We start from the raw sequence: 18,976 nt of genomic DNA on the forward strand, positions 1-18,976 counted from the left end.
TCGAGGAACTTGGTGATGAGGTTGAAACAGGTGGTCTTGCCCGCCCCGTTCGGCCCGATGAGGGCGTGAATCGTGTGGCGGCGGATCTTCAGATTCACGTTCTTGACGGCCGCGAACCCTTTGAATTCCTTGGTCAGACCTTCGGCTTCAACGATATAGGGCACGTCAGGGACGGTGTCCGAAATCGTCACATGGGCCTCGCTTGCGTTTCCGCCAGACCGCTGAGCAGCGCTGGCGTGGCTCCCCTTCCATGGCATCGTTCCGACGCTCATTGCGGAAACCGTAGCACGGCATGAATGGCGGTCGTCAATAGCGCTAAGGGCTAAGATATGAGCGTTAGATAGATTCCGCGTGTGCAGCTCACCCCGGCACTTCGGTTGTCCGGGCGGCGCGCACACGTCGCAGGGCTGCCGCAAGGGCGGGGGCCGTGGAATGAAAAGGCCCCGCGCACCTTCCGGTACGCGGGGCCTTTTCATTGAACCGGGATGCTCGCCCCGCTCTCCGGGACTGAGCCGCCGATCACACGTTGGTGGGGTAGTTCGGGCTCTCGCGGGTGACGATCACGTCATGCACATGGCTCTCGCGCAGGCCGGCGGAGGAGATGCGCACGAAGCGCGCCTTCTCGCGGAACTCGTCGAGATTGGCGCCGCCCACATAGCCCATGGAGGCGCGCAGGCCGCCGGCCAGCTGGTGCAGCACCGCCGCCACCGGGCCCTTGTAGGCCACCTGGCCCTCCACGCCTTCCGGCACCAGCTTCAGCGTGTCCCGCACTTCCGCCTGGAAGTAGCGGTCGGCCGAGCCGCGGGCCATGGCGCCCACCGAGCCCATGCCGCGATAGGCCTTGTAGGAGCGGCCCTGATACAGGAACACCTCGCCGGGGCTCTCTTCCGTGCCGGCGAGCAGCGAGCCCACCATGGCGCAGGAGGCGCCCGCCGCGAGCGCCTTGGCGAGGTCGCCCGAGAACTTGATGCCGCCGTCGGCGATCACCGGGGTGTTGGTGGCGTGCGCGGCTTCCACCGCGTCCAGCACGGCGGTGAGCTGGGGCACGCCCACGCCGGCCACGATGCGGGTGGTGCAGATGGAGCCGGGGCCGATGCCCACCTTCACTGCATCCGCGCCGGCGTCGATCAGCGCGCGGGTGCCCTCGGCGGTGGCCACGTTGCCGGCCAGGATCTGGGTGGTGTTGGACAGGCGCTTGATGCGCGACACCTGATCCAGAACCTTGCGCGAATGGCCGTGGGCGGTGTCCACCACCACGAGATCCACGCCCGCGTCGATCAGACGCTCGGTGCGCTCGTAGCCGTCATCGCCCACCGTGGTGGCGGCGGCGACGCGCAGGCGGCCCTGCTCGTCCTTGGCGGCGTTGGGATTGGCGACCGCCTTCTCGATGTCCTTCACGGTGATGAGGCCGACGCAGTGATAATTGCCGTCCACCACCAGCAGCTTCTCGATGCGGTGCTGGTGCAGCAGCTTCTTGGCCTCGGCCTGGCTCACGTTCTCGGTGACGGTGACGAGCTTGTCCTTGGTCATCAGCTCGGCCACCCGCTGGGTGGGGTCAGTGGCGAAGCGCACGTCGCGGTTGGTGAGCACGCCCACCAGCTTGCCCGAGCGCTCCACCACCGGAATGCCGGAGATGTTGAAGCGCTTCATCAGGTCGAGGGCGTCCTGCAGGGTCTCGTCGGGATGGACGGTGACGGGGTTCACCACCATGCCGCTCTCGAACTTCTTCACCTGCCGCACATGCTCGGCCTGCTGCTCGGGCGTGAGGTTGCGGTGGATGACGCCGATGCCGCCGGCCTGCGCCATGGCGATGGCCATGCGGGCTTCGGTGACGGTGTCCATGGCGGAGGACAGGATCGGCAGGTTGAGGGTGATGGTGTTGGTGAGGCGGCTGGTCAAAGTGACGCCGCCGGGCATCACTTCGGAGGCGCCGGGCACGAGGAGCACGTCGTCGAAGGTCAGCGCCTCGCGGAAGGGCGAGCCGTTGAGGGAATGGATGGTGTTCGACATCGCCAACTCCTGGTCGCGGGCGCGCTCTGGGCGGCCCGCCGGGACGGGTTCGAGATGGCGTGGCCGGATGCCTGTCGCCTCATCGAGTTGGCAGTGGCGGATACCATGGGCGCACGACGATTAGAAGACCTTGGCACTGAAATTGCCATGCACGGAACGCAATGGCGTGCCGTGCGCAGCGGGGGGTGACGGCACGCAATGGTGTGCCCGGTGAGACAAGGCGGCGGGGGTGAGGGGAGGGCGAGGGGGCGTGTCCACCGCGCCTTCGCCGGAAATGAGGGCGCGTGTTCCGAAGATGGGAAGGGCGGGGCACGCCCGTACACCCGCCCGATGCCGTCGCCGGCCCCGCTCTGCGCACGCGGGAGGATATGTCGCGCCCGCACCTCTGCGTCCGGCCGGTTCTGCGACATGCGGCAGCAGACGAGCGGTCGGAAGGGGCCGGAAAGGTAGCGGGACGCGGGAAAGGCGTATCCGTGGCGCCGTTATGTCTTCCCTCCGCAACAGGGCCGCACTAGGGTTCGACCACTTCTAAATCACGTACCCTGGCACTGGTGGTGGACCCAATCCATGGCGATGATGATTCTGGGCCTCGTGCTCTTCCTCGGCATCCATGTGGTCACGAGCCTGCCGGATGTGCGCGCGGCGCTGGTGGCGCAGGTGGGGGAGGGGGCCTACAAGGGGTTCTTCTCGCTGGTGGCGGTGGCGGGCCTGCTGCTCACCGCCTATGGCTACGGCCTGTGGCGCGCCAGCGGCCCGGCGATCCTCTATGATCCGCCCTTCGCCATGCGCCATGCCACCATGGGCCTGATGCTGCTGGTCTCCATCGCGCTGGTGGCCGCCTATGTGCCGAGTCACATCCGGGCGTGGCTGAAGCATCCCATGCTGGTGGGCGTGAAGCTGTGGGCGCTGGCGCATCTGCTGTCGAATGGCGATGCGGCGTCGGTGGTGCTGTTCGTGGCTGTGCTGGCGTGGGCGGTCTATGACCGCATCTCGGTGAAGCGCCGCCATCTGCCGCTGCCCGTGGCCCCCAAGGGCTGGATGGGCGACGTGGGCGCGGTGGCTGGCGGGCTGGTGCTCTACGCTTTGCTCGCCTTCGCCTTCCATCCGCTGGTGGTGGGCGTGCCGGTGATGGGGTGAGGGGTGGCGAGCGCCTGCTCGTCTGAGACCAGCCGTAGGCTCAGGGACGGGTCGACAGCAGAGTTCTGATGTCCGTCTCGTAGTGGTACCGCATCCAGCCCGCCGTGGTCGGGCAGGTTTGGCCTATGAGTGCTGCGATGAGGTCAAATTCCCGGGCGAGATCACGGTGAAAAATCGGCTCGTGATGAGCGATGCGGTTTCTCAGGCGTCGGATCGTTTCGAGGTCCGCGTACACGGCCTTGACGATGGAGCGCACTTCACACCCCGCTTGCGAGCCGGGCATCACTTGAAACAGATGGTTGTTCCAGATGCGGTGATCGTGGCGTCGCGTAAAGAGCTGCTGCCAGAAGGCGAATTTCAGATCGGATATGACGCCGCCTGTGACCGAATGTTTGTGCCGTACTATTTGTAGATCGAACTTGGGGCTGTATCCGGCTTGGGGATGGGGCAGGCTGGTTTCAAAGCCGGGCGACCAGGGCCAGCGCGGTCCGTAGACAGCTTCGATGGCATTGGCCGCGCAATTGCGCAGGACGACCTCGCAGATGTGGAGTGGCCCGAGGAATGCTGCGGACATCCGGGCATTCCAGACATAAAGTTCGAGGGCTTCTGCGCCTGCGGTGCTTGTGGCTGCTTCGTAGGTGCTCATGCGTGCTGCGGAGAGCGCAGCCTTGATGATCGTCATCCGGTCCGGATTTGACGCTGGCACAGCCCAATCCTATATAAAACGCATCCCTTGGGCCTTGTTGGCGTAAGCCTCCCCCCGAGGACAAACGACATTCGTTGGAAAAACCCCGCCCTGTGCGGGGTTTTTTCATGCGCCCAGCCTGACGGGCAGTCTAGGCGTGGCTGAAGCTTGGCTGCAATGACAGCGTGACGGTTTGTCTCGCATGTTGGGGGCCCGGATGCCCGCCGGAATCCGGCGATGCGCCACGGCAGCTGAAAGCACAGTCGGCCGGCCGGTGCAGAAACCGTTTCCGCATGGACGCATGGCGCACTAAACATCGGGGCCTGACGCCGTAGGGGGATGTCCCCCGGCCGGCCCGCGAAAAAGAACCCGAGGAAGTGCCATGTCCGTTCAAGCCGAGGCGCGCCGCATGTCGGCGCCGGAGATCCGGGCCCGCAAGGGCGGGGCGCCCATCGTCAGCCTCACCTCCTATCACGCCCACACCGCGCAGCTGCTGGACTCCCATGTGGACCTCATCCTCGTGGGCGACAGCCTCGGCATGGTGATGCACGGGCTGGAAACCACGGTGCCGGTGACGGTGGAGATGATGATCGTGCACGGTCGCGCCGTGGTGCGCGGCACGAAGCGGGCGCTGATCGTGGTGGACCTGCCCTTCGGCAGCTATGAGGCCAGCCCCGTGGAGGCCTTCCACACCGCCGCGCGCATCCTGAAGGAGACCGGCGCCGGTGCGGTGAAGCTGGAAGGCGGCGTGCGCATGGCGGAGACGGTGCGCTTCCTGGTGGATCGCGGCGTTCCGGTGATGGGCCATGTGGGCCTGACGCCGCAGGCCATCAACACGCTCGGCTCCTTCAAGGCGCGCGGCCGGGATGATGCCGAGGCCGACATCATCGTCGCCGACGCCCGCGCCGTGGCGGAAGCCGGCGCCTTCTCCGTGGTGGTGGAAGCGGTGGCCGAGCCGGTCGCCCGCCGGATCACCGAGGAGATCGCCCCGCCCACGATCGGCATCGGCGGCAGCGCGGCCTGCGATGGCCAGATCCTCGTGCTGGAGGACATGCTCGGCCTCTCGCCCCGCGTGCCCAAGTTCGTGAAGCGCTATGCCGAGCTGGGCCCGGCCATCGAGGCGGCGGTGTCGCAATATGCGGACGAGGTGCGTGCCCGCACCTTCCCGGCGGCGGAGCATGTCTATGCGCCGAAGGTCCGGAAGGTATCCTGAGGGGCAATGGAAAGGGGAATTGTCCCATTCCCTGTGCCATTTCGTGTGCCATCGGCGGATGCGCACTGGAAAAGGCTGTTGGTTCAGTGGGACAGTTCCTGTCCATAACGGGGCCAAGGGGGTGCTATCGGCTGCTGTCCCTGACCATGCGCCGATGGCACACAAGCGTTTGAGCGCGGCCGTTGAAAAAGTGGCACAATCGGGTCGATTTGCCACGAAGTGGCCGCATGGATACTTTACCGGCCCCTTGCCCAGCGCCGCCCATCCGGCGGCCGTGGGCTGCCGTGCGTTTGGACCTTGAATGACCGACATTTTTCACGAGATCGACGAAGACCTCCGGCGCGAGCGGTATACCCGGCTGTGGAACCGCTACGGCATCTATCTGATTGCGCTGGTGGTGCTCGTGATCGCCGGCACCGGGGCCTATAGCGGCTATCGCTGGTGGACCCTGAAGCAGGCCCACACGGCCAGTGCCAAGTTCGAAGCGGCGGCCAAATTGTCCAGCGATGGCAAGCATCAGGAGGCGGAAGCGGCCTTCGACGCGCTGGCCAAGGAGGCCCCCGCCGGCTACCGGACGCTGGCCCGTTTCCGCGCCGCCAGCGAGCTGGCCCAGCGCGATGCCGGTGCCGCTGTCGCCGCCTTCGATACGCTGGCCGCCGATGCCTCCCTGACCACCTCCGAGCGCGATCTGGCCCGCATCCGCGCGGGTCTGCTGCTGGTGGATACCGGTACGGTCGACGCCGTGAAGCAGCGTTTGCAACAGGTTGCGGACGGTCAGGGCGCGCTGCGCAGCGCCGCCCGCGAGCTGATCGCGCTCGCCCAGTACAAGGCCGGCGACCTGAAGGCCGCCAACGCCACCGCGACCGCCATCACGGAAGATCAGGAGGCCCCCGGTGGGGTGCGCTCGCGCGCCATGCTGCTGAAGACGCTGACCGCTCCGGTGGACGCAACGCCTTCTGCCGCCTCGTCTTCTCCCGCCGCGCCGACGCCCGCCGCCGGCTCCACCGCCACCCAATGAGGAGCGCCTCGATGCTGCGTGGCCGCGTTCGTATTGCCCTTGCCCTGATCCTCGCCCTCGGTGTCACCGGCTGCGAGAGTCTCGACAAGTTCAACCCCTTCGGCGACGGCAAGAAGCCGCTGCCGGGCACGCGCACCCCGGTCTTCCCGGGCGGCGTGCCGGGCGTCGAAAGCCGGGCGCCGCTGCTCCAGCCGAGCAATTCCAACGTCTCGCTGGGTGCCGCGCCGACCGTGCAGCCGGACTGAATCACCTGAGCGTCTGTCTCCCATGTTGCCCCCGAAACCCGGGATGGCAGAGGGTGGGCAACGTGATCTAAACTTGGATCGTGGCGACGAGTGCGGCCTCGCACGGCCGCGCCTGCCATGAAAGCCAAAGTCATGTCCTTCACCCTGGCCATCGTCGGCCGTCCCAACGTCGGCAAATCCACCCTGTTCAATCGGTTGGTGGGCAAGAAGCTCGCGCTGGTGGACGACCGCCCCGGCGTCACCCGCGACCGCCGCGAGGGCGATGCCCGCCTCGGCGACCTCGCCTTCACCATCGTGGATACCGCCGGCCTCGAGGAGGCCGACGCCGGCAGCCTCGAAGGGCGCATGCGGGCGCAGACGGAAGCCGCCATCGCGGATGCCGACGCCCTGCTGTTCATGATCGACGCCCGCATCGGCCTCACCCCCACCGACCGCGCTTTCGCGTCCTTCGTGCGCAAGTCCGGCAAGCCGACCATTCTGGTGGCCAACAAGAGCGAGGGGCGCGGTGGCGAGGCGGGGGCGATCGAGGCCTATGCGCTCGGCCTCGGCACGCCCGTGCCTTTGTCCGCCGAGCATGGCGAGGGCCTGTCCGACCTCTATGACGCCATCTGCGAGGCACTGCCGGCGCAGACCGAGCCGCAAGAAGAGGACGACGAGGACGCCGAGCGCGATCCCAACCGCCCCATCAAGGTGGCGGTGATCGGCCGTCCCAATGCCGGAAAATCCACACTCATCAATCGTTTGCTGGGAGAGGATCGCCTGCTGACCGGCCCGGAGGCCGGCATCACCCGCGATTCCATTTCGGTGGAGCTGACCTGGAACGACCGCAAGTTGGAGGTCTATGACACCGCCGGCCTGCGCAAGCGCGCCCGCATCGAGGACAAGCTGGAGAAGCTGTCCGCCTCCGACGCCTTGCGGGCGATGAAGTTCGCGGAAGTGGTGATCGTGCTCATGGACGCCACCCGCCCCTTCGAGGAGCAGGACCTGCGCATCGCTGATCTGGTGGTGCGCGAGGGCCGGGCCATCGTGCTGGGCTACAACAAGGCCGATCTCGTCAGCCCCGCCGCCTTCTCCCGCCTGCGCGAGGAGGCCGACCACTGGCTGCCGCAGATCCGGGGCGTGCCGATCGTGCCCTTGTCCGGCCTGACGGGGCGCGGCCTCGACAAGCTGGTGGAGGCCGTGGCCGAGACCTATGAGGTCTGGAATACCCGCATCGCCACCAATCCTTTGAACCGCTTCCTGCAGGAAGCCACCGATTCCCATCCGCCGCCGGCAGTTTCGGGTCGCCGGGTGAAGATCCGCTACATCACCCAGCCCAAGGCGCGCCCGCCGAGCTTCGTGGTGTTCTGCTCGCGGCCGGAAGCCATTCCGGAAAGCTATTTGCGCTACATCACCAATGGCCTGCGCGCAGCCTTCAACCTGCCCGGCGTGCCGATCCGCCTGACGCTGCGCGAGAAAGACAATCCTTACGCTACGGAGCGTTGAGGGCGGACGGTCTAACCCGGCATTTACCCGGCCGGGGGCATGCTTCCTGATCTTTGGGAGGGGGGCGTGATCGCCCCTTGCCGGCTGATCGGTCCCTGCAAAGGCGAGGAGGATGGATGTCCCGTTTCCTGCGTTTCCTCGTTCTCTCCGCTGTCCTTGCCGCGCCCTCAGGGGTTGTGGCCCAGACAGAACCAAAGCCGGCCAAGGAACTGTTCGGCGCCGTCTCCAGCCCGGCCCCCTTCGCCGCCCGCTCCATCGGCTTCTATTCCAAGGGCTGCCTTGCCGGCGGCATGGAGCTGCCGGCGGATGGTCCGGCGGCGGATGGCCGGAATCACGGCCCGCTCTGGCAGGCGATGCGACCCTCGCGGGATCGGGCCTGGGGTCATCCGGACCTGATTGCCTTTCTGGAACGCTTTGCCGTGCAGGTGCCCACGGTCTCGCGCTGGCCGGGCCTGCTGGTGGGCGACATGTCGCAGCCGCGCGGCGGCCCCATGCGTACGGGCCATGCCTCCCATCAGGTGGGCCTCGATGCCGACATCTGGCTGACCCCCAGTCCCGGCCGTGCCTTGAGCCGGGACGAGCGGGAGAAAGTGTCGGCGGTGATGATGGTGCGGCCGGATCGGTTGGACGTGGACACCCGCCTGTGGACGCCGGATCACGTGGCGGTCATCCGGGCTGCCGCCCGCGATCCACGGGTTGAACGAATCTTCGTTAACGCCGCCATCAAGAAGGCCCTGTGCCGGCAGGCGGAGGGCGACCGGAACTGGCTGTCCAAGGTGCGCCCCTATTGGGGGCACGACTATCACATGCACGTCCGCCTGTTCTGTCCCAAGGACAGCCCGGACTGCCGGCCGCAGGAGCCGCCGGCCCAGGACGACGGATGCGGGGCGGATCTGGCGTGGTGGTTCACCGACGAGGTGCTGCATCCCAAGCCCTCGCCCAAGCCGAGCAAGCCCAAGCCGCCCCTGACGCTGGCCGATCTGCCGGCTGCCTGCGGCGCGGTGCTGGAGGCCCGGTGAGGGCGGTCATCACAGGTGCGTTGCAACTGGGCAATTGCACGAAGCCCGGCTTGCCGCTATCCAGTGGAACTCTTCAAAAGCGCGCGTCGGGGCGGCGAGCGCGCACAAGGCGCGGGTCTTGATGGGCCGTCTCGATCGTTACATTTTCTCGACTGCCGCCGTCGCTTTCGTGGGTGTCACCTTGGTGCTCGCGGGAATGATCTGGGCGACGCAGGCCTTGCGCCAGCTCGATCTCGTGACGAGCCAGGGCCAGACGATCCTTGCCTTCGTCGCCATCACCTCGCTCACCATGCCGACGCTGATTCTGGTGATCGCGCCCGCGGCCCTGTTCATCTCCACCGCCTACACGCTGCTGAAGCTGAACGGCGACAGCGAGATCGTGGTCATGTCAGCGGCGGGCATGAGCCACTGGCGGGTGCTGCGGCCGTTGATCCTGCTGGCGCTGCTGGTCTCGCTGTTCTGCTCTGCGCTGGCCATTGACCTCGTGCCGGCGAGTCTGCGGGCCTTCCGCGATCAGGTGTCGCGGGTGCGCGCCGACGTGGTGTCCTTTGTCGCCCAGCCGGGGCGCTTCGTGAATCTGGCGCCGGGCCTCGTCTTCCATGTGCGCGACCGCGCCAAGAACGGCGTCATGAGCGGCGTGTTCATCAATGACGCCCGCGAAAAGGAAATATCCACCTATGTCGCCGATCGTGGGCAGATCGTCGAAACCGAGAACGGCATCTTCCTCGTGCTGGAACAGGGCTCCATCCACCGCCGCGTCCCCGGTGCCGCCAGCAACGGCTCGGTGGTGGAATTCCAGCGCTATGCCTTCGATCTCTCGGCGCTGACGCCGGGGGCGGCGAGTGGTGCGGACATTCGCCCCAATGAGCGGTCGTTCGCCTATGTGTCGAACCCGCCGAAGGAAGACCCCTATATGCTCATGCAGCCGGGGCGCTTCCGGGAGGAGTTCCACAAGCGGCTGTCGTCGGGCCTCTATCCGTTCGCCTTCTTCGCGGTCGCGGCGGCCGCGCTCGCCCGGCCGCGCACCACGCGCCAGAGCCGCGGCCTTGCCCTCACCGCCATCGTGCCGATCATGACGGCGCTGCAGATCGGCAATTTCGCCATCGCGGGGCAGTTGCGCACTGCGGCCTGGGCGGTTCCGGCCACCTATCTGCTGCCGCTGCTGACCATCCTTGTCTCCGCCATGGTGCTGCAGGGCTGGATCACCTTCGCCATGCCCGCTGCGATTTCGCGCATGCTGGACGCCATGTCCCGCCGCGTCTCCCGTCTTTCGGCGTCGTAGCCCATGATCGGTCGCACGCTCGGGTTCTATTTCGCACGCCGCTTCCTCGCGAGCGTGGCGGTGATCTTCCTCTCCTGTGTCGCCCTCATCATGCTGGTCGACTTCCTGGAGATGACCCGCCGCACGGCGGATCGCGACCAGGTGTCGGTGCTCATGGTGGCGTTGCTGACCATCTATCGCGCTCCGGCCTTCACCGAGCAGTTGCTGCCCTTTGCCGTGCTGTTCGGCGCCATGGCGACCTTCGTGACGCTCTCGCGCAAGCTGGAGCTGGTAGTTGCCAGAGCGGTAGGATTGTCTGTCTGGCAGTTCTCCTTCCCGCCGGTTGCGGTTGCCTTCCTTATCGGGGTGTTCGCCACCTGCGTCTTCAATCCCGTCTCCGCGGATTTCAAGGAGCGGGCGAACCAGATGGAGGCGGAGATTTTCAACACCTCGTCCGGCCTGTTCGCGCAAGGGTCTGCCGGATTCTGGATCCGCCAGCAGAGCGTGGACGGTCAGGCGATCATCCAGGCGGGAGCCTCCCAGCAGGGCGGCCGGGTTCTGTCGGGTGTGACGGTGTTCGAATTCGACCGCGCAGGCCTGCTCATGGAACGGGTGGAAGCCCGCTCCGCGACGCTGGGCGACGGCATATGGACCCTGAGTGATGCCCGGGTGGTGGTGCCCGGAGCGGGGGGCGAGCAGCAGACCTTCGCCACTTACCTGATCTCCACGAAGCTCGACCCGAAACAGATCCAGGAAACGCTGGTCTCCCCCGAGACCGTGTCCTTTTGGCAACTGCCGGACGCGATCAGCAGCGCCGAGCAGTCCGGCTTCGGCGCGTCGAAATATCGCTTGCAGCTCCAGAGCCTTTTGGCTCGGCCGTTCCTGCTGGTGGCAATGGTACTCATTGCCGCTGTGGTTGGCTTAAGGGTGTTTCGATTTGGCGGTGTGGGACAGACGATTCTCGGTGGCGTGCTGGCGGGCTTTCTGCTTTATCTGGGGACCAAGCTTGCCGAGGATCTCGGCGATGCTGGTGTGGTCCATCCTATTGCCGCAGCGTGGTTTCCAGCGCTGGCGGGCATCTTTCTGGGGGTATTGATCCTGTTGCATCGGGAGGACGGATGACGATCGGCTTGAGCCCTCTGGAGGCCCTGGCCGGGGTTAACCTGCGCGGCAGTCTGCGCGGGGTCGGCATTGCCGTGGCCTCTGTCCTGATGCTTGCTTCAGTATCACTTCCCGCGTCCGCACAGGCGCCGGCTGCCTCTCCCATGGGCGGCCTCGGCATGGCCTCGTCGAAGGCGGACCCCAACGCCAAGATGCTCGTGACCGCCGACCAGCTGGTCTACGACTACAAGAACGACACGGTCTCTGCCGTCGGCAACGTGCAGATGTACTATGACGGCTCCTCGGTGGAGGCGAAGAAAGTCACCTTCAACCGCAAGACCAACCGCGTGCTCGCGGAGGGCAATGTCCGGCTGAAGCAGAAGGACGGCAAGATCGTCACGGCCGACAACCTTGAGCTGTCACAGGACCTGAAGGAAGGCTTCATCAACAGCCTGCGTCTCGACACGCCGGACAAGACCCATTTCGCCGCCACGCGTGCCGATCGCACCGAGGGCAACGTCACCGTCTTCCAGAATGGTGTCTACACGGCTTGCGAGCCGTGCAAGGACAAGCCGGAAAAGCCGCCGCTGTGGCAGGTCAAGGCGACCCGGATCATCCATAACGAAGACGAGAAGATGATCTACTATAAGGACGCGACGTTCGAGTTCTTCGGAATGCCGATCGCGTACTTCCCGTATTTCTCCTCGCCCGATCCGACGGTGAAGCGCAAGACCGGCTTCCTGTTCCCGGAGTTCTACAGCGGCAGCAACATCGGCTACGGCGCCAGCGTTCCGTTCTTCTGGAACATCGCGCCTGACCGTGACATCACGCTCGACCCCATGTTCTTCAATGAGCAGGGCGTGCTGATGCGTGGCGAGTGGCGCCAGCGGCTGGATAACGGCTCCTACAGCATCCGTGCCGCCGGCATCGACCAGCAGGACAAGGAAGCTTTCTACAACAGCGGCGCTCCTCTCCCGGGATATCGGGATCAGCGCGGCCTCGTGGAGACGCACGGCCAGTTCGCGATCAACGATTACTGGACCTTCGGCTGGGACGGCTCGCTGGTCTCCGACCGCACCTTCCTGCGCGACTACGGCTTCGTGACCTCGGACATCACCGAGCGTAACTCGCAGATCTACCTGACCGGCCAGGGCGACCGCAGCTATTTCGACCTCCGGGGTATGTACTTCCTCGGCCTGTCGGTCACCGACGACCAGAACCGCCTGCCCGTGGTCGGCACGCTCGATTACAGCTACGTCTGGGGCAAGCCGGTCTTCGGCGGCGAAGCCGGCATCAACGTCAACTTCACCACCATGACCCGCGATCAGGCCGACTTCATCGGCATGTCGTCCACCACCGCCAGTGGCGGCGGCATCGGCATTCCCGCGGGCTCGTGCGCCCTCTCCAATCCCAATCCGACGCAGTGCCTGCTGCGCGGCGCGCCGGGCGATTACACCCGCCTGTCGGCCGAGGCCTATTGGAAGCGCACCATCACCGACAATCTCGGCCAGCAGTGGACGCCGTTCGCCCAGGTGCGGGTGGATGTGGCGCAGGCCAATATCTCGGCGCTGCCCAGCAGCTACACCGATGGCCCCACCACCTCCGGCCAGAACGTGCTGCAGTCCGGCAACGAGAGCCTGATCCGGGCCATGCCGGCGGTCGGCCTCGACTACAAGTATCCCTTCATCTCGGTGGAGAACTGGGGCACCCAGACCCTTACGCCGCGTGTGCAGTTCATCGCCCGGCCGAACGAGACCAGCATCGGCAAATTCCCGAACGAGGACGCCCAGAGCCTGGTGTTTGACGACACCACCCTGTTCGCGATCGACAAATACTCGGGCTATGACCGTGTGGAAGGTGGCGGCCGCCTCAACGTGGGCTTCACCTATACGGCGTCCATGAAGAGCGCCGGTGTCATCACCGCGACGGTGGGCCAGTCCTATCACCTGTTCGGCGTGAATTCGTTCGCCGAGGGCGACATGGCCAACACCGGCCTCAATTCCGGTCTCGATACCAACGTGTCGGACTATGTGGCCAGCTTCGCCTATTCGCCGACCGATCATCTCGAGTTCATCAGCCGCTACCGCTTCGCCGAGGACAATGGCTCGCTGCAGCGGCTCGAGCTGGAAGGCCGGACGTCGATCGACAAGTGGAGCTTCTCGGCCATCTACGGCCGTTATGCGCCGCAGCCCGAGCTTGGCTACTACGACAACCGCGAAGGCGTGTTCACCACGGCCAGCTACAAGTTCAACGAAAACTGGAGCGTGAGCGGCGCCGTCCGGTACAATCTCGTGGACTCCGGGTTCGACTACACCCAGATCGGCGTGAACTACATGGATGACTGCTTCACCCTGGCGGTGAACTACATCTCGGACTACTCGCTCAACGGCCCCGGCGGCTCGCCCAGCAACAGCGTGATGCTCCGCATCGGCCTGCGGACCCTCGGCGAGACCGGGATCAAGACCTCGCTCGGCAGCTCCACGTCGTCGGCCAACTGACGACGTGAGCATGCCGAACTGGCGGCACGCGGTATCTTGTTCTGGTTCGTAGCGGATTGTTGAACCCTGCGGCGCAATGCGGGGCCGCAGGTGGTTTCCTTTTGCCCCCGTCTCGCTCTATAGCCTTCCATGGGCTGCGGTTTCGCAGAGGCAGATCGCCTTTTGCGGGCCCGGCTCGGGGGTGAACGTCCGTCCGGCGGGTTCCGGGCTGTTCCGGCCCCAATACCGCCACAGCGGCGGAGAACATAACGCGCTCATCCTGACGACCTTTGCGGTGGTCGGGCGCCTTTGCGGGATGAACGATGACTGCTTGCCGACGCCTCTCCTTCCTTTTCGCCCTCGGCCTGGTGCTGATGTCGCCTGTCGCGGCCATGGCTCAGGTGCTGGTCATGGTGTCGGGGCAGCCGATCACCTCCAATGACGTGTCGCAGCGCATGAAGCTGCACCAGCTCATCGAGCGCAAATCGCCCGGCCAGAAGCAGGTGCTGGAAGAGCTGATCGACGAGAAGATCAAGATCATGCAGGCGTCCCGCTTCTCCATCGAGGTGGAGAAGAAGGAGATTGATCGGATGTTCGCCAGCGTGGCAGAGCGTTCGGGCCGCACCGCCGAGCAGCTGGAGCAGGGCTTCGCCCAGCAGGGGCTACGGGCGCAGACGTTCAAGGACAAGCTGCAGGCCGATTACGTGTGGGGCCAGTATGTGCGCGCCCGCGCGCCGGTGGTGAACGTGCGTGACTCCGACGTCTTCGCCGCGCTCAACCAGCAGGGTCAGACCCAGATGGTGGCGACCGAATACACTCTTCGGCCGATTGTGCTGGTGGTGCCGGGCGGCAGCAATGCCTATGGCGCCCGCCTCGCGGAGGCCAATGCGCTGCGCAGCCGCTTCAATGGCTGCGACGACGGCCTCACCATGGTGAAGGGCATGAAGGAAACCGTCATCCGGTCTCCGGTCAGCCGCCTGTCGTCGGAAATTCCCGAGAAGATGCGTGCCGTGCTCGACAAGACCGAGGTGGGCCGGCTGACGCCGCCGGAAGTCTCGCAGTCCGGTGTGGAGATTTTCGCCGTCTGCGCCAAGCGCGAGGTGAAGGGCGAAAGCTCAAAGAAGCGCGACGTGAAGGAAGAGCTGGCCACCGCCCAGTTCCAGGAGCAGTCCAAGCGCATGCTGGCGGAGCTCCGCAAGACCATGCTCATCCAGTACACCCGCTGATGACCGATGTGGGCGCGCGGGGAACGGGGCCTGCATCGGCGCCGCTTGCCCTGAGCCTTGGCGAGCCGGCGGGCGTTGGCCCGGATATCGTGCTCGCCGCCTGGACCGCTCGGAAGCAGGCGGACCTGCCGTCGTTTTTCGTAGTTGGTGATCCGGGCTGCCTTGCCGATCGTGCCCGCCTGCTGGGCCTTCCGGTTCCGATCCGCGAGGCGGCTCCGGACGCGGCGCTTGGCCTGTTCGATACGGCGTTTCCGGTGGTCCCCGCCGGGCCGCGCACCACGGCTGCGCCGGGTCATCCTGACGCCACAAGCGCGCCGGCGGTCATCACCAGCCTCGACCGGGCCGTGGACCTTGTTCTCGCCGGCACGGCCTCCGGCCTCGTGACTGCGCCATTGTCCAAGGCCGTGGTCTATGACGCCGGTTTTCCGTTTCCCGGGCACACCGAGTATCTCGCTGCTCGCTGCACGCCCTTGGGTGGGCCGGCGCCGCGGCCGGTCATGATGATCTGGTCGCCGTTGCTCGCGGTGGTCCCTGCCACCATTCATATCCCGCTTGCGGAAGTGCCTGCGGCCGTCACGACGGCGCTTCTGGTGGAGACCGGGCAGATCGTTGCCCGCGACATGCGGCAGCGTTTCGGCCTTGCGGCGCCGCGTCTGGCCTTCGCAGGGCTCAATCCCCATGCGGGCGAGGACGGGACGCTCGGCCGCGAGGATGAAGAGGTGGTGCGTCCGGCGGTGGCGGCGCTGCGGCAGCAGGGCATCGACGCCACCGGGCCGTTCCCGGCCGATACGCTATTCCACGCGGAAGCGCGCACCGCCTATGACGTGGTGGTGGGCATGTATCACGATCAGGTTCTGATCCCGGCCAAGACGCTCGCCTTTCACGACGGGGTCAATGTGACGCTGGGCCTTCCTATGATCCGCACCTCTCCGGATCACGGCACGGCCTTTGGCATTGCCGGTACGGGGCGGGCCAATCCATCGAGCCTGATCGCCGCAATTCGGTTGGCCGGGCGGCTGGCTGATGCGGAAGCCGGCAACGCGGGCGTTGGAGCGCGCGCCGCCGCAGGTTAGAGCCTGATAGAGCACTTTGAAGCAGCGACAAGGCGGCTCCCACGGGAAGCCTGCCATTCAGGAGATACCGGGACGTGGCCGCCATCGATGACCTGCCGCCGCTGCGCGATGTGATCCGCACGCATGGTCTTTCGGCGCAGAAATCGCTGGGCCAGAACTTCCTCCTCGACCTCAACCTCACCGCCCGCATCGCGCGAGGCTCCGGCCCGCTGGAAGGCGCGACCGTGGTGGAGGTCGGGCCGGGACCGGGTGGCCTCACCCGTGCCTTGCTGGCGCTTGGGGCAAAGCGTGTCATCGCCATCGAACGTGACCATCGCTGCATCGCAGCCCTCAATGAGATCGCCGCCGCCTATCCGGGCCGGCTGGAGATCATCGAGGGCGATGCCCTGAAGGTGGATGTGCGTCCCCTGCTGGCGGGAGCCGAGGCCCGCGTTGTGGCGAACCTGCCCTACAATGTGGGCACCCAGCTTCTGGTAGGTTGGTTGACGTCCGATCCCTGGCCGCCGTGGTTTTCCTCGCTCACGCTGATGTTCCAGCGCGAGGTTGCCGAGCGCATCGTCGCTACGCCGGACGACAAGGCCTATGGGCGGCTGGCGGTGCTCACTGGCTGGCGGGCGCAGGCCCGCATCCTGTTCGATGTGGCGCCCTCGGCCTTCGTGCCGCCGCCCAAGGTCACGTCCTCGGTGGTGCATGTGGTGCCACGTGCCAATCCCGCGCCCTGCACGCTGAAAGATCTGGAGCGGGTGACGGAGGCAGCCTTCGGCCAGCGCCGGAAGATGCTGCGGCAGTCGCTGAAATCGCTCGGGGTGGACACCGCTGCCTTGCTCGCCGGAGCCGATGTGGCTGAAACTGCGCGCGCGGAAGAGATCGAGCTTTCGGGTTTTCTGGCGCTCGCCAACACCTATGCGGACCTGAAGTCGAAGGGCGGCAGCTAAAGCCAAAGCTCAGGGCTAAAGGCCTGGCGCCATTCCTCTCGCGGAATTGCCGGATACGTCCGCGGGAACGGCACCAGCTTGAACGGGGCCGCGATCTAAGCCTAAGCTTGCGGCGATGAGACCGTGGGCGCCATGGCGTATGCGCATTTTCGCGCTCCTTCCCGATAAGCGCCGTATCCGCAGTCTGTCAGCGGGCATTCTGGCGCTGCTCCTGTGCGCCGGGCCGGCCACGGCCGAAATGGTTCTGGAGCGGGTGGTGCTGATTCAGCGGCACGGCGTGCGCGCGCCCACCCAGTCACCCGAGACACTGGCGGAATGGACCCGCCGACCCTGGCCGCAATGGCCCGTGGCCCGTGGACTGCTGACACCGCACGGAGCGCAGGTCGTGGGGTTGGTGGCCGATGCCATCCGCGCCCGTTACGTGGCTGCGGGCATCCTGCCCGCGACGGGCTGTCCCGGCACCAGTCCGGTGGTCTGGGCCGATGGCAAGGACCAGCGCACCCGCGAGAGCGGGCGCGTGCTGGCGGAGCAATTGGCGCCCGGCTGCGGTGCCACGGCCGGCCATGGTCCGGACGGGAAGGCGGATCGCCTCTTCAATGCCTTGGGCGGGGCCTGCGTGCTCGATCCCGCTGCCGGGACGCAGGCGGTCCGCGCCGCCATCGGAGCCGGGGGCGCGCTTGTGGATCCGGCCTCGGCGGAGGCGATCCGACAGACAGCGCTGCTGTTCGATCCCGCCGCGCCGCCGCTTCCGCCGAAGCCATCCGATTTCGTGGTCGAGCAAAAGCAGATCCGCATCACCGGCCCGCTCGGCCGTGCTGCGACGGCGGCAGAGGTGTTTCTGCTGGAATATGCGCAGGGCCTGCCATCACCTCAGGTGGCATGGGGTGAAGCAGCGGACGTGGGCAAGCTCGACGCCCTGCTGGCGGCGCGGGCGCGGGTCACGTCGCTGAACCGGAAGCTGCCTTACATCGCCCGGCTGCGCGGAGCCGGCATGGCGCGGACAATGCTGGCCGTGCTGCGGGGCGATCCCCGGCCGGCCGCGCCGGAAATCGGCAAGGCGGTGCGCCTCGTAGCCTTCGCCGGCCACGACACCAATCTCTCCAACATGGCCGGGGTGTTCGGCGTGGACTGGTCCCTGCCGGGCCAGCCGGACGCGACCGCACCCGCGACCGCCTTCGCGCTGGAGCGCTGGCGGGACAGCCGGAGCGGCGCGGCCATGGTGCGGGCCACGATCTTCTATGCGGAACTGGACGGCATGCGGGTGCTCGATCCGGCGAAAGTGCATGCGGTGCCGGTGCCCCTGCCGGACTGTCCGGACGGCACCTGCCCGCTGGAAGCCTTCACGGCGCGGATCCTGTCCACCCTGCCCGCCGCCTGCGGTCGCTGAAGGCTCAGAGCGCTTCCCGCAGGTCCTTCACGAAATCGGCGAGACCCGTGAGGCGGCGGCGCTTCAGCCGCTCGGCCTGCAGGATCGCCTTCAGCTTGGCGAGACTGTCGTCCACATCCTGATTGATGAGGATATAGTCGTATTCCGTGTAGTGGCTGATCTCGTCCGAGGCCTTGGACATGCGCTGGTGAACCACCTCGTCGCTGTCCTGCGCCCGCGTGCGCAGGCGCTTTTCGAGGTCGCCGGCGGTGGGCGGCAGCAGGAAGACCTTCACCAGATCCTGCTGGGCGCTTTGGTCGAGCTGCTGGGTACCCTGCCAGTCGATGTCGAACAGCACGTCGCGTCCGGCGCTCAGGGCTTCCTCCACGGCCTCGCGCGGGGTGCCGTAGAAATTGCCGAACACGGTCGCATGCTCCAGCAGCGCGCCAGTGTCCCGCATCTCCGTGAAGCGATCGGGCGTCAGGAAGAAATAGTCCTTGCCGTCCACCTCGCCGGGGCGGGGCGGGCGTGTCGTCACCGAGACCGACATGGTGATGCGGTCGTCCTCCGCCAGCAGCCGGCGCGAGAGCGTGGTCTTGCCAGCGCCCGAGGGCGAGGAGAGCACCAGCATCAGGCCGCGGCGCGCGAGGCCGGAGCGGGAGCCCGGCTTCCAGCCCGGCAGAGCGAAATGGGACGAGGTGGGTGCGGCCATGGGCAGGAACTGG

Annotated in this window: 17 protein-coding genes; 13 read left to right on the forward strand and 4 right to left on the reverse strand. The window is 66.5% G+C overall.

Annotated features, from left to right (window positions below; all coding sequences use genetic code 11):
* Nucleotides 1-272: ATP-binding cassette domain-containing protein (locus tag IEW24_RS26555; protein WP_244644694.1), on the reverse strand; the 272-nt coding region annotated here is incomplete at its 3' end.
* A 247-nt stretch (nucleotides 273-519) separates the two neighbouring features.
* Nucleotides 520-2,010, reverse strand: coding sequence for an IMP dehydrogenase (gene guaB, locus IEW24_RS26560; RefSeq protein WP_188583942.1), 1,491 nt, complete (start codon nucleotides 2,008-2,010; stop codon nucleotides 520-522).
* Between the two features lie 567 nt (nucleotides 2,011-2,577).
* Here guaB and IEW24_RS26565 point away from each other — a divergent pair.
* Nucleotides 2,578-3,147, forward strand: a complete 570-nt coding sequence (locus tag IEW24_RS26565; protein WP_188583943.1) for an NnrU family protein — start codon at nucleotides 2,578-2,580, stop codon at nucleotides 3,145-3,147.
* Nucleotides 3,148-3,187: 40 nt separating this feature from the next.
* Here the strand turns inward: IEW24_RS26565 and IEW24_RS26570 are convergent, their stop codons facing one another.
* Complete coding sequence (locus IEW24_RS26570) at nucleotides 3,188-3,829, reverse strand: hypothetical protein (RefSeq protein WP_188583944.1); 642 nt, start codon at nucleotides 3,827-3,829, stop codon at nucleotides 3,188-3,190.
* Nucleotides 3,830-4,214: 385 nt separating this feature from the next.
* Between IEW24_RS26570 and panB the strand changes: the two genes are divergently transcribed.
* The 12 genes from panB (at nucleotide 4,215) to IEW24_RS26630 (ending at nucleotide 18,272) form a co-directional block, all read left to right on the forward strand.
* Nucleotides 4,215-5,045 (forward strand): 3-methyl-2-oxobutanoate hydroxymethyltransferase, encoded by an 831-nt coding sequence (panB, locus tag IEW24_RS26575; RefSeq protein ID WP_188583945.1) that lies wholly within the window; start codon nucleotides 4,215-4,217, stop codon nucleotides 5,043-5,045.
* 301 nt (nucleotides 5,046-5,346) lie between these two features.
* Nucleotides 5,347-6,063: a tetratricopeptide repeat protein gene (locus tag IEW24_RS26580; RefSeq protein WP_188583946.1), complete on the forward strand. Its 717-nt coding sequence runs from the start codon at nucleotides 5,347-5,349 to the stop codon at nucleotides 6,061-6,063.
* Nucleotides 6,064-6,074: 11 nt separating this feature from the next.
* Nucleotides 6,075-6,308 (forward strand): hypothetical protein, encoded by a 234-nt coding sequence (locus IEW24_RS26585; protein ID WP_188583947.1) that lies wholly within the window; start codon nucleotides 6,075-6,077, stop codon nucleotides 6,306-6,308.
* A gap of 132 nt (nucleotides 6,309-6,440) precedes the next feature.
* Entirely contained in the window at nucleotides 6,441-7,793 is a 1,353-nt protein-coding gene (gene der, locus IEW24_RS26590; RefSeq protein WP_188583948.1) for a ribosome biogenesis GTPase Der, read from the forward strand.
* Nucleotides 7,794-7,909: 116 nt separating this feature from the next.
* Entirely contained in the window at nucleotides 7,910-8,812 is a 903-nt protein-coding gene (mepA, locus tag IEW24_RS26595; protein WP_188583949.1) for a penicillin-insensitive murein endopeptidase, read from the forward strand.
* 121 nt (nucleotides 8,813-8,933) lie between these two features.
* On the forward strand, nucleotides 8,934-10,094 hold the full coding sequence (gene lptF, locus IEW24_RS26600) for an LPS export ABC transporter permease LptF (protein ID WP_188583950.1): 1,161 nt from the start codon (nucleotides 8,934-8,936) through the stop codon (nucleotides 10,092-10,094).
* 3 nt (nucleotides 10,095-10,097) lie between these two features.
* Complete coding sequence (gene lptG / locus IEW24_RS26605; RefSeq protein ID WP_188583951.1) at nucleotides 10,098-11,195, forward strand: LPS export ABC transporter permease LptG; 1,098 nt, start codon at nucleotides 10,098-10,100, stop codon at nucleotides 11,193-11,195.
* On the forward strand, nucleotides 11,192-13,672 hold the full coding sequence (locus IEW24_RS26610; protein WP_188583952.1) for an LPS-assembly protein LptD: 2,481 nt from the start codon (nucleotides 11,192-11,194) through the stop codon (nucleotides 13,670-13,672). The genes lptG and IEW24_RS26610 overlap by 4 nt, the downstream gene beginning before the upstream one ends.
* A gap of 302 nt (nucleotides 13,673-13,974) precedes the next feature.
* Nucleotides 13,975-14,877, forward strand: coding sequence for a SurA N-terminal domain-containing protein (locus tag IEW24_RS26615; protein ID WP_188583953.1), 903 nt, complete (start codon nucleotides 13,975-13,977; stop codon nucleotides 14,875-14,877).
* On the forward strand, nucleotides 14,877-15,950 hold the full coding sequence (gene pdxA / locus IEW24_RS26620) for a 4-hydroxythreonine-4-phosphate dehydrogenase PdxA (protein ID WP_188583954.1): 1,074 nt from the start codon (nucleotides 14,877-14,879) through the stop codon (nucleotides 15,948-15,950). The genes IEW24_RS26615 and pdxA overlap by 1 nt, the downstream gene beginning before the upstream one ends.
* Nucleotides 15,951-16,024: 74 nt before the next feature.
* Nucleotides 16,025-16,885, forward strand: a complete 861-nt coding sequence (gene rsmA / locus IEW24_RS26625) for a 16S rRNA (adenine(1518)-N(6)/adenine(1519)-N(6))-dimethyltransferase RsmA (RefSeq protein WP_188583955.1) — start codon at nucleotides 16,025-16,027, stop codon at nucleotides 16,883-16,885.
* 139 nt (nucleotides 16,886-17,024) lie between these two features.
* Nucleotides 17,025-18,272: a histidine-type phosphatase gene (locus IEW24_RS26630; protein WP_188583956.1), complete on the forward strand. Its 1,248-nt coding sequence runs from the start codon at nucleotides 17,025-17,027 to the stop codon at nucleotides 18,270-18,272.
* A gap of 4 nt (nucleotides 18,273-18,276) precedes the next feature.
* On the opposite strand, the gene gmk is transcribed toward IEW24_RS26630, so the two are convergent.
* Entirely contained in the window at nucleotides 18,277-18,963 is a 687-nt protein-coding gene (gene gmk, locus IEW24_RS26635) for a guanylate kinase (protein WP_188583957.1), read from the reverse strand.
* Nucleotides 18,964-18,976 lie beyond the last annotated feature (13 nt).

The sequence above is a fragment of the Azorhizobium oxalatiphilum genome, from assembly GCF_014635325.1.
GTDB classification, from domain to species: Bacteria; Pseudomonadota; Alphaproteobacteria; order Rhizobiales; family Xanthobacteraceae; genus Azorhizobium; species Azorhizobium oxalatiphilum.

Bases quoted from the DNA above. Each gene is read 5' to 3' on its own strand.
- guaB (WP_188583942.1), bottom strand. From the start codon at position 2,010: ATGTCGAACACCATCCATTCCCTCAACGGCTCGCCCTTCCGCGAGGCG.
- IEW24_RS26565 (WP_188583943.1), top strand. From the start codon at position 2,578: ATGGCGATGATGATTCTGGGCCTCGTGCTCTTCCTCGGCATCCATGTG.
- IEW24_RS26570 (WP_188583944.1), bottom strand. From the start codon at position 3,829: ATGACGATCATCAAGGCTGCGCTCTCCGCAGCACGCATGAGCACCTAC.
- panB (WP_188583945.1), top strand. From the start codon at position 4,215: ATGTCCGTTCAAGCCGAGGCGCGCCGCATGTCGGCGCCGGAGATCCGG.
- IEW24_RS26580 (WP_188583946.1), top strand. From the start codon at position 5,347: ATGACCGACATTTTTCACGAGATCGACGAAGACCTCCGGCGCGAGCGG.
- IEW24_RS26585 (WP_188583947.1), top strand. From the start codon at position 6,075: ATGCTGCGTGGCCGCGTTCGTATTGCCCTTGCCCTGATCCTCGCCCTC.
- der (WP_188583948.1), top strand. From the start codon at position 6,441: ATGTCCTTCACCCTGGCCATCGTCGGCCGTCCCAACGTCGGCAAATCC.
- mepA (WP_188583949.1), top strand. From the start codon at position 7,910: ATGTCCCGTTTCCTGCGTTTCCTCGTTCTCTCCGCTGTCCTTGCCGCG.
- lptF (WP_188583950.1), top strand. From the start codon at position 8,934: ATGGGCCGTCTCGATCGTTACATTTTCTCGACTGCCGCCGTCGCTTTC.
- lptG (WP_188583951.1), top strand. From the start codon at position 10,098: ATGATCGGTCGCACGCTCGGGTTCTATTTCGCACGCCGCTTCCTCGCG.
- IEW24_RS26610 (WP_188583952.1), top strand. From the start codon at position 11,192: ATGACGATCGGCTTGAGCCCTCTGGAGGCCCTGGCCGGGGTTAACCTG.
- IEW24_RS26615 (WP_188583953.1), top strand. From the start codon at position 13,975: ATGACTGCTTGCCGACGCCTCTCCTTCCTTTTCGCCCTCGGCCTGGTG.
- pdxA (WP_188583954.1), top strand. From the start codon at position 14,877: ATGACCGATGTGGGCGCGCGGGGAACGGGGCCTGCATCGGCGCCGCTT.
- IEW24_RS26630 (WP_188583956.1), top strand. From the start codon at position 17,025: ATGCGCATTTTCGCGCTCCTTCCCGATAAGCGCCGTATCCGCAGTCTG.
- gmk (WP_188583957.1), bottom strand. From the start codon at position 18,963: ATGGCCGCACCCACCTCGTCCCATTTCGCTCTGCCGGGCTGGAAGCCG.